This is a genomic window from Arthrobacter sp. StoSoilB22 (assembly GCF_019977315.1).
Classification (GTDB): domain Bacteria; phylum Actinomycetota; class Actinomycetes; order Actinomycetales; family Micrococcaceae; genus Arthrobacter.
The window spans coordinates 3866413-3878709 of sequence record NZ_AP024652.1 but is presented as its reverse complement, the minus strand read 5'-3'; the positions used below and the strand labels follow the sequence as shown (position 1 = coordinate 3878709).

Below are 12297 nucleotides of genomic sequence, written 5' to 3'. Positions count from 1 at the left end.
GATTTCCCTTGACTACCAACGAGTACCCCGTTGTCCTGAACAAGACCAGCTTCGAAGCCGGCAACGCGGATGTGGTGGATTCCAATGTCAACGTGGTGAACCACATGTACCAAGAGCTCCTCAACAGCGACGAAATCGCCGCCGCAGCGCTCAACAGCTACTTCGTGGATTTCTACCTCACCCAAGCTTTGTCGGGCGGCTTCGCTCAGTACGTCTTCACCGCGCCGGAGCGTGAAGAAGTTGATTCTTTTGTGCGGGCAGGGCTTGTGGGAATGGGCGCCGTCCGCCACCTTGATCTGTTCAACCGCACCGCGTCGGCGTTTGACGCTTTGAGCGACGACGAAGCCGAGGCCTACCTCGACGGCGAACTGGACGAGTCCGAGACCCCGCCGGCTTCCGTGGTTGCCTTGGACGAGCTCGACGGCGAGTTTGAAGCGCTGTTGGAAGAAGAGGACATCATCGAACTCAGTGCCGCATACCTGCGCGATCAATCCGCCCTGCTGGTGCTCTCCGACGAAGAAATCGAAGAGCACATCGCCCAGCGCGTGGCCCTGATCCCGGACCTCGCAGAGCGCCAAGCCGAAGCAGACGAAGAGGCCCTCGCCAACGCCCCCGAGTTCGAGGTCATCATCCGCGAACTGTGTGACGTTGCCGGCTACGCCCTGGAAAAGATCACCATGGGCGACCCCAACTACGAGCACGACGGCGTCAAGACCCTCGCCTGGCACTTCGCCACCGACCACGGCGACTACCTCATGATCGAGGACGACGACGAGGCCTTCATGATCCACCCGGAGACCAAGGAAATCATCGCGGCCGTAGAGTTCGAAGAGTCCGAGGAATTCGCCGACGCCTAAGCCATTGCCGCCTCGAGACCGCCGGAACGCTGCGAGAACTCCGTAGCGTTCCGGTGGTCTCGACGCGTTTCCGGCGAATTCGGCGCTCTAGCGTGGTCTGGCTTGGCGGAACTTAAGGAAGCCCCACACAATGGATGCCTGCCAGCAGACCAACAGGCCCACCCAGATCCAGTCCAGGCCACGCTCAGTGGCATTGATGATCATGGCCACGAGCCCCAAAGTCCACGCGAGTTCCTGCACCCCCAGGAACGTCAAGGTTGGCGTCTTTTTGCTGCTGATGTCCTGTGTCATGTCCTCTCCCCACTGAGTAGCCTGCAGTCTAGCGGACCCATTTGTGGGCATGGACCTCAGAGTTCGCGGGAAGCTCGCGTCTTCGTGCGGAGGCCTCCAGCGAATTCACCGCATTCCCGGAGTTTCGGCGCGGCGCTTTCCACATAGCCGGAAATGCCCGTTCCGGCCACGGTCCGCGGTGGCCAAGCTGAACCGATGAACACACCTTCAACGCGCAAAGGCGACACCCCGGCGGCCTCGGCACTACCTTCGCGGGGCCACATGTGGAGAACAGACGAGTTACTCCGTTTCGGTCTCAACAGTCGAAATATCAAGGCCTTGGTGGACTCCGGCGAACTGCTTCGCTTGAGATATGGCTGCTACATCCTGAGTGACACATGGAAAGCCTTGGGCCCCAGACGGCAGGCTTTGGAGCGCATCCTGGCACATGCTCATGGAACGCTGACAACCTCGACAGGTGGTTTCGTCTATAGCCATTTGTCGGCGGCACGACTCCACGGCCTGTTCGTCTGGGGTGTTGATGACAGGGTTCATTTCATCCACCCGTCCAGGCCTTCCTCTGACCGTTGGGGCAAGGATGTCTGCGGACATACGGAGAACTTCACTGAGGACGATGTTGTGGTGGTTCAGGGTTTGCGGGTGACTACGCTTGAGCGCACGATGTCTGACTGCGCCAGGATGCTGAGTTATCCGAAAGCGCTGGTGATCATGGACCATGGATTGCGTGTGGGCGCAGACCGCAGGGTACTTTCCCAGCTGGCGGCAGTTTCGGCCGGAAAACGCGGTGTCCGCACGCTGCGCAAGGCCTTGGACAACGCGGATCCGCGCGCCGAGTCTGCAGGAGAAACGCTGACCCGTGAGTTGATGCAGAGGCTGCGCATCAGGCCTCCACAGCCGCAGTTTGAGGTGCAGTCCCGCCTGGGTCGTCATCGCATGGATTTCGCTTGGGAAGAGGAGAAACTAGCTCTGGAGTTTGACGGGCGGACAAAGTACTTCGACTTCGCACCCACCAACGAGGTCATCTTCCAAGAGCGGCGTCGGGAAAAGGCGCTCGTCGAGGAGGGGTGGCGGTTTATCCGGGTCGAGTGGAAGGACTTGTTTCAAGAGCGTGCTTTCAAAGATCGCATCCTTCGTGCACTCGGGTGATGGGCCGTACCACCAGTTCGCGGGAATCCTGCGTGTTCACACGGAACCTTCCGGTGACGTGGCAGGCTTCCCGCGACCTCGCGTCCCACGGTAGCCCTGGCCGGTTACGACGCCGGTGGGGGAAGAATGGTTCATGAAGCTGAACCTTTTCCTTGCATGCATCGTCGTATAAGCGAAGGGGCAGCGGAGAGAAGGAGGTGGCTATGCCGTTGGACGAGGATGTGGTGGCTGCGATCTACCGCGAGCACGGCACCGCCCTCAAACGCTTCGTACTGAGTTGCACCTCGGACACCCACCAGGCCGATGACGTCGTGCAGGAAACCATCCTCAAGGTGTGGCAGCATGCCCCGCAGATCACGGGGAGTTTGCGCAGCTACCTGTTCCGGACGGCGCGCAACGTGATCATCGACAACTACAGGAAGGCGCAGCGCCGGCCCTCCGAGGCAGGCGAACAAGACCTCCCGGACCATCCTGCGACGGAACGCGTTGATGAACTCCTGAACAGGGTCCTCATGGAGGAGGCGCTGATCCGGCTCAGCCACGAACACCGCCAGGTTTTGGTGGCCCTGCACTACCAGCGGTTCACCGTCACCGAGGCAGCATTGCAGCTGAACATCCCGGCTGGAACCGTGAAATCCCGGGCTTTCTACGCCGTGAAAGCTCTCCGAACAATCCTTGATGAGATGGGGGTGGAACGATGAACGGCAACTCCGTCCACCACTTGCTGGGTGCCTACCTGCTGGGTGGCCTCGAGCCACAGGAGGCGCGCTTGTTTGAAGACCACCTCGCCGCATGCGCTCAATGCCGCCAGGAGTTGGAGCAACTGGAGAGCGTGCCCGCATTGCTTGACGCCGTTCCCGCAGCCGACGCTGTGGCCCTGACTGTCGCCGGTGGCGCGAACGCACTCTCGCCATTGGAACCGAAACCCGAGGTGCTTCCAGAGAAGGTCCTGGTTGACTTGTCGGTCCGCAGACGCAAATCACGACGCCGGTGGGCGGCTCTGGTGGGCGCCGTTGCCGCTGCCTGCCTTGCGGTTGGTTTTCTCGCCGGGCCGCTGCTGAATCAGCCGCCGAAACCGGACGCCAGCTATTCGGTTCAGTCAGACGACGGGCTGCAGTTGACCGTGGGCATGGTGAAGAAGAACTGGGGGACCGAGCTCGAGGTGGAGGGCCGGTCCATGCCGCTGGAGGGCACTCTCTACCTGTGGGTGAAGGGCCGGGACGGTGCCGAGGAACGTACCTGCGGATGGACGGCCACAGCCAGCGGCCGGATCAAGATCACAGGTGCCACACCGGTGCAGTTGGCTGGCATCGCCGGTGTTGAGCTTCGCGACGAAGCCCAGAAAACGGTGGCCTCGATTTCGGTGCCGTGAGCCTTACCGGTCCGTAACCTCGTTGGCCTGGGTGCGGAGCTCGGCCACCAAAGTTTGGTCTTCGCAGGCCCGGGCGAATGCCTCGATCCGACGCTCAATTTCCCGGCCGAGCACCCAGCTGCCGATCCTCTCGGCTACGGGCTTCAGGAATGCGGGGCGGCAGGAAAAGGTGTACTTCCAGACTGCCCGTGTGCCGTCGCCGTCCGGGGTGAACCGCCAACCGCCTCCGAAGTTCTCAAAGAACCAAGGCCCGGAAACCATGGTCATACCAACATTCCGTGGAGGTGTGTAAGAGACGTATTCGCTGACCATTTTCAGGCCCATGCGCGAGACGGTCCGCGTCCGGACGCCTTTACCGGCTGCCGTGGCTCCGTCCAGAAAAGCCTGGGCTGAGATGAACGGATCCCATTTGAGCCTGAACTCACCGGTGGTCTGGGACAGTGCGAAGGCCATTTCCGGATCCAACCGAATGAACCGCTCGGCGCGTACCTGCGGCATTTAGAACCCCTGACCTGAGCCGAGCACCAGGAACACCATGAGGACAATGCCAAAGATGTTGACCGCCATGATGGCCAATCCGATGATGCCCGTGATGCGTCCTGCGTTCATGCGGCCGGCACGAAAGACGGCGATCAGCCCGGTCACCACAGCAACCAGGGCCAGTAGGACCGCGACACCCGCCAGGATGAGCGCACCAAACCACCAAGCGTCGTTGCCTTGGTTGTATCGGCTAATTGATGAAGCAATGGCTGCAATGCCCAACGGAATGCTGACTACTGCCGCGATCGGCGAGAGCACGGCTGCGACGATGCTCGTGATCCCGGCGCCCAGCCCCCGGTTCCCGGAACGTTGCGGTTGCTGGTAGTACTCGATCGGTGGCTGATAGCTCATGATTCCCCCAAAGTCCTGCGGTTAGATTTTGCGGTAGGTGAGGTCAAAGATCATGCGCCCGGCCTCGTGGGCTTTGTTCTCGAAGCTTGTCCGGATCCGGCCATCGAACCGGGGAGCCCAGCCGCCTTCAACATCCACGCCCTCGTTCGGTCCGGTGTGCTCGGTGCTAACGGGCGCGCGACCTTCCCTGACCGGTGCACCGCCCACCACAGATTCGACGCCGGATTGCCACACCTGCGTCAACGGGCTCTCTTCGCCGCTGCGCTCGCCTTCGTGCATATTCTCGAACTCTGTGGACCCTGCCAGCACTTCGCGAACGTGGACTGCGTAGTTGGACCAGTCGGTAGCGATGCGCCAGTAGCCGCCCGTGACCAGTGCCTTGGCAGCTACGGAAGCGAAAGCAGGCTGGATGAGCCGGCGCTTGTGGTGCCGGGCCTTGTGCCACGGATCCGGGAAGAACACCCAAAGCTCGCTGACCGACCCCTCCGGGAGCATCGACTCCAGGACCTCGGGAGCGTTGGCTTCCACCACGCGCACGTTGGTCAGCCCGCGGCTGTTGATCTTGATGATGGTGTTGGCCAGCCCCGGCGTGTAGACCTCTACGGCAAGGAAGTCCTTGTCCGGGTTCTGCTCCGCGGCGTGAACCACGGCGTCACCCAGGCCGGACCCGATCTCCACGATCAGGGGTGCCTTGCGTCCAAAGACTGCCTCGGCGTCGAAGGTGTAATCAGGGTGGACGGACGTATTGGCTACGTGGCGCGGCACCTGAATGGCCCAGCGCTCGGCGTGCTCTTCCCACGCGGCCTGCCTGCGGCCCTGCAAACGGGTGCCACGGCGCACGAAGCTGACCGGGCGGCCACCGTAGGTTCCGAAGGAGGCCTGGGTGCCGGGCGTGACGGGTCGCGGGGAATCTGGGGTTTCACTCATCACTTCCAGAATACTTGGGTTCGGATGCGAGGATCCTCTGCGTTCCGGATCAGACGATCAGCGCCGGTCCACGGCCGTGGCAGGGAGAGTTGTGACCCTGTGGGTAGAGTTGCCTGATGCTTGAGATCCGCCCGAACTGTGAATGCTGCAACCGTGACATCCCGCCCTCTGGAGAGGCCTACATTTGTACGTTTGAGTGCACGTGGTGCCCGGACTGTGTTGACCGGTTCCCTCATCGGTCTTGCCCGAACTGCGGTGGAAACCTTCAGCTACGCCCTGTCCGGCCCGCTGCCGCCTTGGTCAACAATCCTGCCAGCACCACGCGGGTTGTTTCTCCCGGCTGTCTCGGGCAATGAATACAAGCGAGGAGACGCTGGAGCGGGTTCTGGGATCTCTGGTGGCGGCCACCAAAGGGCGCACCCCTTTTACGCTCGGTTTCCTGGGCACCACGGGAACGGACGGAGGAGCGCGGGTCCGTGCGGTCATCATCCGGGAGGTGGACCGCGCCGCTTACCGGGTCAAGGTGGCCACCAACTCCTTGTCCCGTAAGGTCTCGGAGATTGGCCACCAGCCACGGGTGGCACTGACCTTGTACGACGACGAGCGCGGGGTTCAGCTGCGAATCAGAGGTGACGCTGCGGTGGTCGACGATGAGAAGGAACGACGCCGGGCATGGGAGCGGTTCAGCCCGAACAGCCGGCACCTTTATGCGTCCCGGCTGGTTCCGGGGACTCCCTGCCCGGATGAGCGTGTTGATGGCCCGGGTGATGTTGAGACGGCCATGGAGCGTTTTGCCTGGATCAGAATCGACATGACGGATCTGGACTGGTTGGACCTGTCGGGCGATGCCCACATCCGCTGGCAGTTCACTCGCGAAGACGACGGCTGGCACGGACAGGAAATTGTTGCCTGAGATCCGGTCACATCCCGGGCAATGACTGCCAGCTGGGGGCTTAGGAATCACTGGCTGACAGAATAGGGCGGGTGACCTCCTCCAAGACCCCCGGCTACCCAGAGAAGTCTGTCCTCCCTGAGATCGCGGTGGACGCGGAGATCGACGAAGAGCCGGCACCCGATCCCACCCAGCTCCGAGGCAAGAGGGGCCTGATTTACCTCGGTATCTGCCTGGTCCTTATCGGCCTGAACCTTCGGACCGTCTTCTCGAGCTTCTCTGCGGTCCTGCCGGAAATAACCTCCGACGCCGGTCTGCCGGGCTGGTCGCTGGTGGTCCTCACCACCGTGCCGGTGACGTTGCTGGGCGTCTTCGCCCCGCTCGCCCCCATTCTGGCCCGCAGGTTCGGCGCAGAACGGGTGCTCCTCGGGGCCATGGCTGTGCTTACCGCGGGGCTGGTGATCAGGCCCCTGGAGATCCCCGGCGCCGGACACCTCCCCGCACTCCTCGCCGGAACCGCCGCCTGCGGTGCTGCAATCGCCTTGTGCAATGTCCTTCTTCCCGGCGTCGTCAAAAGGGATTTCCCACACCGGCTTGGCCTGATGGGCGGCCTCTACACCACTGCGATCTGTGCGTCGGCTGCCCTTGGCGCGGGCTTCACGTATCCGGTCTTTACGGCAACCGGCCACTGGACTTCGGCGCTGTGGTTCTGGGCGGTGCCTGCCGCCGTCGTGCTTTTGCTCTTTCTGCCGCCGGCAATCCGGCAACCTTCCGTGAAGCACCAGGCAGTCCACGGCGGCGTGAACGTGTGGCGGTCAGCCGTGGCGTGGCAGGTGACGCTGTTCATGGTGCTGCAGGCCATGATGTCCTTCAGCGTGTTCGCGTGGATGGCGCCGATCCTGCGCGACCGGGGGATCGACGGGGGAACGGCGGGGCTGATCGTGTCGGTGTCGATTGTGCTTCAGATGCTGGGCTCACTGTTTGCCCCTGCGCTGGCTACGCGTTTCAAGGACCAGCGGATCATCAACATGGTGGTGGCTCTGATGACGGGTGGCGGTTTTGCGCTCACGATCTTTGGCCCCACGGAACTCATCTGGGTGTGGACCGGACTCAATGGGCTGGGCCAGGGGTCGTTGACCGCGGTGGCCCTCACTATGATCATGGTCCGCACCCGCGACGCCCACACTGCCGCGCACCTGTCCGGAATGATGCAGGGCGTCGGCTACGGAGTGGGTTCCCTTGGCACGTTGATGGTGGGCCAGCTGCACCAAGCCACAGGAGGGTTCGCGGCCGCCGGAATCCTGTTCCTGGTGGTCGGTTCCCTGGCGGCCTTCTTCGGATACCGGGCCGGCCGCGACCGCTTCGTTTAACGTTGTGAGGCCCACTCTGCATCCCAAAAGCCCAGGGAAGAGCGCAGAGCGGGCCTCGCAACGAAAGCCGGAGTAGCTAGACGGTGAGGTCCTTGCCCTTGGTCTCCAGGATGGAGAAGGCAAACGCGATGCCCACCAGAAGCAGGATCACTGCGTACACGTTGAACAGTTGAGCTTGCCCGATGGTGCCGAGCCACGTCTGCAGGTACGGAGCCGTGCCACCGAACACGGCGACGCAGATGGAGTACGGGACGCCGACGCCGATGGTGCGGATGTGAGTGGGGAAGAGCTCTGCGTAGACGGCCGGGACGATCGCAGCGCTGCCGGCGATGAAGAACAGCATCACGGACATGGACACTGCCAGCTGCCAGGGTGAGTCTTTGAGGAGCCACGTCATGGGGAAGTGCATGAGCGCGGCACCTGCGGAGGAAGCGATGATCACCGGTTTACGGCCGATGCGATCGGACAGTTTGCCCCAGAACGGCAGGGCGGCAATGAACACCACGTTGGCGATCACACCTGCCCAGAGCGCCTCTCCGCGGTCCATCTTCAGGGAGGTTGCAGCGTAGCTCGGTGCCACCACGCCCCAGATGTAGTACACAACGGTCAGGCCAACAGTGAGGCCGATGACCTGCATCGCCTGCTTGCGGTACTTCACGATCTGCGGCCAGATGGGCAAGCGCTTCTCGTTGGGAGTCTCAGCCTCAAAAGCCTCGGTTTCCTTCATCTTGGCCCGCATGAACAGGGCATAGATGCCCAGTGCGCCACCGATCAGGAACGGGATACGCCAACCCCAGGCGCTCATATCGTCCTTGCTGAGGGTCGCGGTGAGGATAGCGCCCAGCAGCGTTCCGGCGAGGATGCCGGCAGTGCCGGAGGTGTAGATGAGGGTGGCCCAGAAGCCGCGGTGTTCCTTGGGCGCCATCTCGGACAAATACGTTTGCGACGACGGCAACTCGCCGCCGTGCGCCAGGCCCTGGATGAGCCGGGCCACCAGAAGCGTCACCGAAGCGAAGGCTCCAACAGCAGCGAACGTTGGGGCGATGCCGATGAGGAGGCTGCCCGCCGCGCCCAATGCCACAGCCACAGTCATGGATGTCTTGCGGCCAATCCTGTCGCCGATCCAGCCGAACACGAACCCACCGAACGGACGGGCAACGAACCCGACGGCGAAGATCGCCAAGGTGGACAGCACGGCTGAGGTGGGGTCGGCTTGGCTGAAGAGAGCACTCGCGATGAACGGCGAGAACGTGGCGTAGATTGCCCAGTCGTACCATTCAACGGCGTTGCCGATGCCGGTGCCAACCAGCGTGCGCATGTGGGATTTGTGGACCTTGACGTCGGGGGACGTTCCTACGGTGGTGCTCATGTGGTTCTCCAAGATCAGGCGGGCAGGGAGTTAGTTGCCGGCGAGGGCAGCGATGCGGGATACGGCAAGTTCGGCATACAGCGCCGCGCCGTCGGTGAGGACGCCGTCGTCGAACAGTGCGTACGGCGAGTGGTTGAACGGCGACGTCGTGTGGTCGGCGCCGGGGGCAACGGCGCTGAGCCCCACAAAGGTGCCCGGGACTTCGGCGAGGACGCGGGAGAAGTCCTCGGAACCGCTCAGGGGAGTTGCCATGCGGGTGTGGCGGGATTCGCCGAACATTCCGGCGATGACCTTCTCCGCGGTGGTGGTTTGGTCCTCGTCGTTGATGGTGAGGGGGTATTCCTCTTGGTAGTGCACGTCTGCCTCCAAACCGTGGGCTGCCGCGATGCCATGCAGAAGCCTGGGTACTGCTTCCATCATCTTGCGGCGGGACTCTTCGGAGAAGGTCCTGATGGTGGCTTCGATGCGGGCGGTCTCGGGGATGACGTTGCGCTTGGTTCCTGCATGCAGGACGCCGACGGTCAGGACTACGGGATCGAACATGTTGAACTGGCGCGTGACCATGACCTGGAGTGCGGTGACCATCTCGGCAGCGGCGGTGACGGGGTCCTTGGCGGAGTGGGGGGCGGAGCCGTGGCCGCCCGCGCCAAGCACGGTGACAACGAGTCCGTCGGAGGAGCTGAGCATGACGCCGGGCTTGGTGACGAACTGGCCATGCGGTTCGAGCGCGGAGAACACGTGCATTCCGTAGGCGGTGTCGGCGCGACGACCGGCAGCATCCAAAACGCCTTCCTTGATCATGTAGCTCGCACCGTCAAAGCCTTCTTCGCCGGGCTGGAACATGAGGATGACGTCGCCGGCCAGCTGATCGCGACCCTCCGCGAGCAGGGTGGCCGCGCCGGCAAGCATTGAGGTGTGAAGATCATGGCCGCAAGCGTGCATCGCGTTGTCCACACGGGAGGTGTAGTCCACGCCGGTCCTCTCCTGCACAGGGAGTCCATCCATGTCTGCGCGCAACAGCACCACCGGCTTCTCGGCTGAAGCGTGAGCTGCACCGCCGCGCAGAACCGCAGTGACCGACGTCGTCTCCTTGCCGAGGGTGATCTCATACGGAAGTCCGTCCAGCGCCTTGAGTACCTTCTCCTGCGTGCGGGGGAGCTGCAGCCCAATCTCCGGTTCGCGGTGGAGGTCGTGGCGGAGGCGGACGATGTCGTCCCGCAGTTCCTTGGCTTCGGAAGCAATGGTCATGAGTTCTCCTGTGGTGCTCGGGGATAGGTTCCTTATGCCATTCTGGGGTGATGTGATTCACATGCTGTGAAACATCTGGAAATATGCATATTCTCTACCCAAGCCGCAGGATTCATGCAGACATCTGGGACAATTAGCTCATGGAGCTCAGTGAAGAAGATCTTCGACTCATCAACGCCCTACAGATCTCACCCAGGATCAGCTGGTCCGACGCCGGCCAGGTCCTGGGCGTCCACGCCACCACGCTGGCGTCCCGATGGGAGCGCCTCCGCGCTGCCGGGGCGGCGTGGACCACCGCACACCTCATGGGAGACCCCAAGGACATGTGCCTGGCCATGGTGGACATCGACTGCGAAATGCACCTCAGGCCGGACGTTACCTCGGCCGTCGCTCAGCTTCCCGAGGTGATCACCGTGGAAGAAGCTGCCAGCAACCGTGACCTCATGCTGACGGTGATCACCCAGGACCTGGGGCAATTCAGCACTCAGGTAGTGCCCAGGCTCAAGGAAATTCGAGGACTCACCAAGTACCACACAGCTCTCTGTACGCGGATTCATACCAGCGGCTACGCGTGGCGGCTCAACGTCCTCAGCAAAGCGGAACAACAAGCGCTCAAGGCGCTCGCCGGACCCGAATCAGCAAACCCGTACGACGCCACGGTGGCCCCACTCCCGGACACCCACTTGGCTCTCATCCCGTTCCTGGCTCGCGACGGACGGGCCACGGCAGCAGAAATCGCCCGTGCCCTGAACAGAAACCCCGCCACCGTCCAGCGGCAACTGGGCAGGGTCCTGAGCAGCCGGATGCTGTCCTTCCGCTGCGAAATTGCTCAGCAGTTCTCCGGCTTCCCCATCACGGTCCAGTGGTTCGCGAACGTGCCCGCAGGCGAGCACGAGGCCGCCGCCACGGAACTCAGGGCCATCCGGAACATCCGCTTCTCCGCGTCCACCACGGGCCGCACCAACTTCACCATGATCATGTGGCTGCGATCCCTGGCTGACGTCATGGAAATGGAGCTCACCATCCAGCAACGGATCCCGGGGATCGAACTGGTGGAGAGTGTGGTCATGCTGAACACGGCCAAGCGCGTCGGCTGGATGCTGAACCCGGACTCCACCGCCACCGGAACAGTGGTGCCGCCCTACGGTGAGTTGCTGCCGTCCGGTATTTAGACGCGCCGGTGTTTAGGCGTGCTTCCTCGCTCTCAGGACCGTGTCCAACGTGGTGCCGGACTCACCGTTAGGTCCTTCAATAGTCCGCGCCCTGTCCGTGAGGACCTCAACAAACCACGGCTCGCGATCCAGTCTCAGGGCACCTGCCAATTGCTCCGGTGTGAAGAACATGCCGGACTCGTGGTGGTGGCTCCACGGGGGGAGTCCGTGGGGGTGGTGCCCCACGATCAACAAGGTGCCACCGGGTGCGACGGCGGCCGCCGCTTTTGACGCCGAGTCCCGCCACGGCAACAGCGGGGAGTGGAGGAACTGTGCCGAGACCAAATCAAACACCGGCTCCGGCTCCCACTCGGTGAGGTCCTGCTGCTGCCACGTGATCCGGTCCGCGTGATCGGTCTCCGCTGCATGGGCTGCTGCCCGTTCAAGCGCGACGGCGGACACGTCCAACGCGGTGACAGTCCAGCCCTGCTGTGCCAACCAGATAGCGTCGCCGCCTTCCCCGGAGCCCAGATCCAGCGCCTTCCCCGGCTTCAGTCCAGTGACCTCGGCAACCAGCTGCGGGTTGGGGTTCCCGCTCCAAATCTTGGCGCGCTCCCGGTACATGCCGTCCCACATGTCCACGGCATTGTCAGCGTCCTCGTGGAGGTTCAGGCCGCTCTGCTGAGAGCCATCATGGGTGTGCTGCGCCCCTTCATGGGTGTGCTGACCGTGGTGGTGAGTGCCGGCGTCGTGCGTTTGTTCAGTCATAACCCAAGCGTGCCG

General features: G+C 62.9%; 15 protein-coding genes. 8 read left to right on the top strand and 7 right to left on the bottom strand.

Translation table 11 applies throughout. The features are described from left to right. The first annotated feature begins 8 nt into the window (after positions 1-8). Positions 9-857 carry a DMP19 family protein gene (locus tag LDN70_RS18000; protein WP_223940998.1) on the top strand — a complete coding sequence of 283 codons (849 nt, stop codon included), beginning with the start codon at positions 9-11 and terminating at the stop codon, positions 855-857. 87 nt (positions 858-944) lie between these two features. On the opposite strand, the gene LDN70_RS17995 is transcribed toward LDN70_RS18000, so the two are convergent. Next, positions 945-1148 carry a hypothetical protein gene (locus tag LDN70_RS17995; protein ID WP_142937856.1) on the bottom strand — a complete coding sequence of 68 codons (204 nt, stop codon included), beginning with the start codon at positions 1146-1148 and terminating at the stop codon, positions 945-947. A 195-nt stretch (positions 1149-1343) separates the two neighbouring features. Here LDN70_RS17995 and LDN70_RS17990 point away from each other — a divergent pair, with 195 nt between their 5' ends. The 3 genes from LDN70_RS17990 to LDN70_RS17980 all read left to right on the top strand — a co-directional run bounded on the left by LDN70_RS17990 (position 1344) and on the right by LDN70_RS17980 (position 3666). Next, positions 1344-2294 carry a hypothetical protein gene (locus tag LDN70_RS17990; RefSeq protein ID WP_223940997.1) on the top strand — a complete coding sequence of 317 codons (951 nt, stop codon included), beginning with the start codon at positions 1344-1346 and terminating at the stop codon, positions 2292-2294. A gap of 203 nt (positions 2295-2497) precedes the next feature. Continuing rightward, complete coding sequence (locus tag LDN70_RS17985) at positions 2498-2995, top strand: sigma-70 family RNA polymerase sigma factor (protein ID WP_142937857.1); 498 nt, start codon at positions 2498-2500, stop codon at positions 2993-2995. Next, positions 2992-3666, top strand: coding sequence for an anti-sigma factor family protein (locus tag LDN70_RS17980; protein ID WP_166842260.1), 675 nt, complete (start codon positions 2992-2994; stop codon positions 3664-3666). Before LDN70_RS17985 ends, LDN70_RS17980 begins: the two co-directional genes overlap by 4 nt. 3 nt (positions 3667-3669) lie before the next feature. Here LDN70_RS17980 and LDN70_RS17975 read toward each other — a convergent pair whose 3' ends face one another. The 3 genes from LDN70_RS17975 to trmB are packed head-to-tail and all read right to left on the bottom strand — an operon-like array spanning position 3670 to position 5484. Next, positions 3670-4164, bottom strand: coding sequence for a type II toxin-antitoxin system RatA family toxin (locus LDN70_RS17975; protein ID WP_166842261.1), 495 nt, complete (start codon positions 4162-4164; stop codon positions 3670-3672). Next, positions 4165-4557, bottom strand: coding sequence for a hypothetical protein (locus LDN70_RS17970; RefSeq protein WP_142937860.1), 393 nt, complete (start codon positions 4555-4557; stop codon positions 4165-4167). 21 nt (positions 4558-4578) lie between these two features. Next, complete coding sequence (trmB, locus tag LDN70_RS17965) at positions 4579-5484, bottom strand: tRNA (guanosine(46)-N7)-methyltransferase TrmB (protein WP_166842262.1); 906 nt, start codon at positions 5482-5484, stop codon at positions 4579-4581. A gap of 116 nt (positions 5485-5600) precedes the next feature. Between trmB and LDN70_RS17960 the strand changes: the two genes are divergently transcribed. From LDN70_RS17960 to LDN70_RS17950, 3 genes are all read left to right on the top strand, one after another. Then, positions 5601-5840 carry a DUF1272 domain-containing protein gene (locus tag LDN70_RS17960; RefSeq protein ID WP_142937862.1) on the top strand — a complete coding sequence of 80 codons (240 nt, stop codon included), beginning with the start codon at positions 5601-5603 and terminating at the stop codon, positions 5838-5840. Continuing rightward, entirely contained in the window at positions 5837-6397 is a 561-nt protein-coding gene (locus LDN70_RS17955) for a pyridoxamine 5'-phosphate oxidase family protein (RefSeq protein WP_223940996.1), read from the top strand. The genes LDN70_RS17960 and LDN70_RS17955 overlap by 4 nt, the downstream gene beginning before the upstream one ends. A 71-nt stretch (positions 6398-6468) precedes the next feature. Continuing rightward, entirely contained in the window at positions 6469-7746 is a 1278-nt protein-coding gene (locus tag LDN70_RS17950; RefSeq protein ID WP_223940995.1) for a CynX/NimT family MFS transporter, read from the top strand. 76 nt (positions 7747-7822) lie between these two features. Here LDN70_RS17950 and LDN70_RS17945 read toward each other — a convergent pair whose 3' ends face one another. Both LDN70_RS17945 and LDN70_RS17940 read right to left on the bottom strand, forming a co-directional pair. Next, entirely contained in the window at positions 7823-9115 is a 1293-nt protein-coding gene (locus tag LDN70_RS17945) for an MFS transporter (protein ID WP_223940994.1), read from the bottom strand. A gap of 30 nt (positions 9116-9145) precedes the next feature. Then, positions 9146-10363, bottom strand: coding sequence for a M20 metallopeptidase family protein (locus LDN70_RS17940; RefSeq protein ID WP_223940993.1), 1218 nt, complete (start codon positions 10361-10363; stop codon positions 9146-9148). 140 nt (positions 10364-10503) lie between these two features. On the opposite strand from LDN70_RS17940, the gene LDN70_RS17935 reads away from it, so the two are divergent. Then, entirely contained in the window at positions 10504-11535 is a 1032-nt protein-coding gene (locus LDN70_RS17935) for an Lrp/AsnC family transcriptional regulator (RefSeq protein WP_223940992.1), read from the top strand. 12 nt (positions 11536-11547) lie between these two features. Here the strand turns inward: LDN70_RS17935 and LDN70_RS17930 are convergent, their stop codons facing one another. Then, positions 11548-12282: an SAM-dependent methyltransferase gene (locus tag LDN70_RS17930; protein ID WP_502773749.1), complete on the bottom strand. Its 735-nt coding sequence runs from the start codon at positions 12280-12282 to the stop codon at positions 11548-11550. Positions 12283-12297 lie beyond the last annotated feature (15 nt).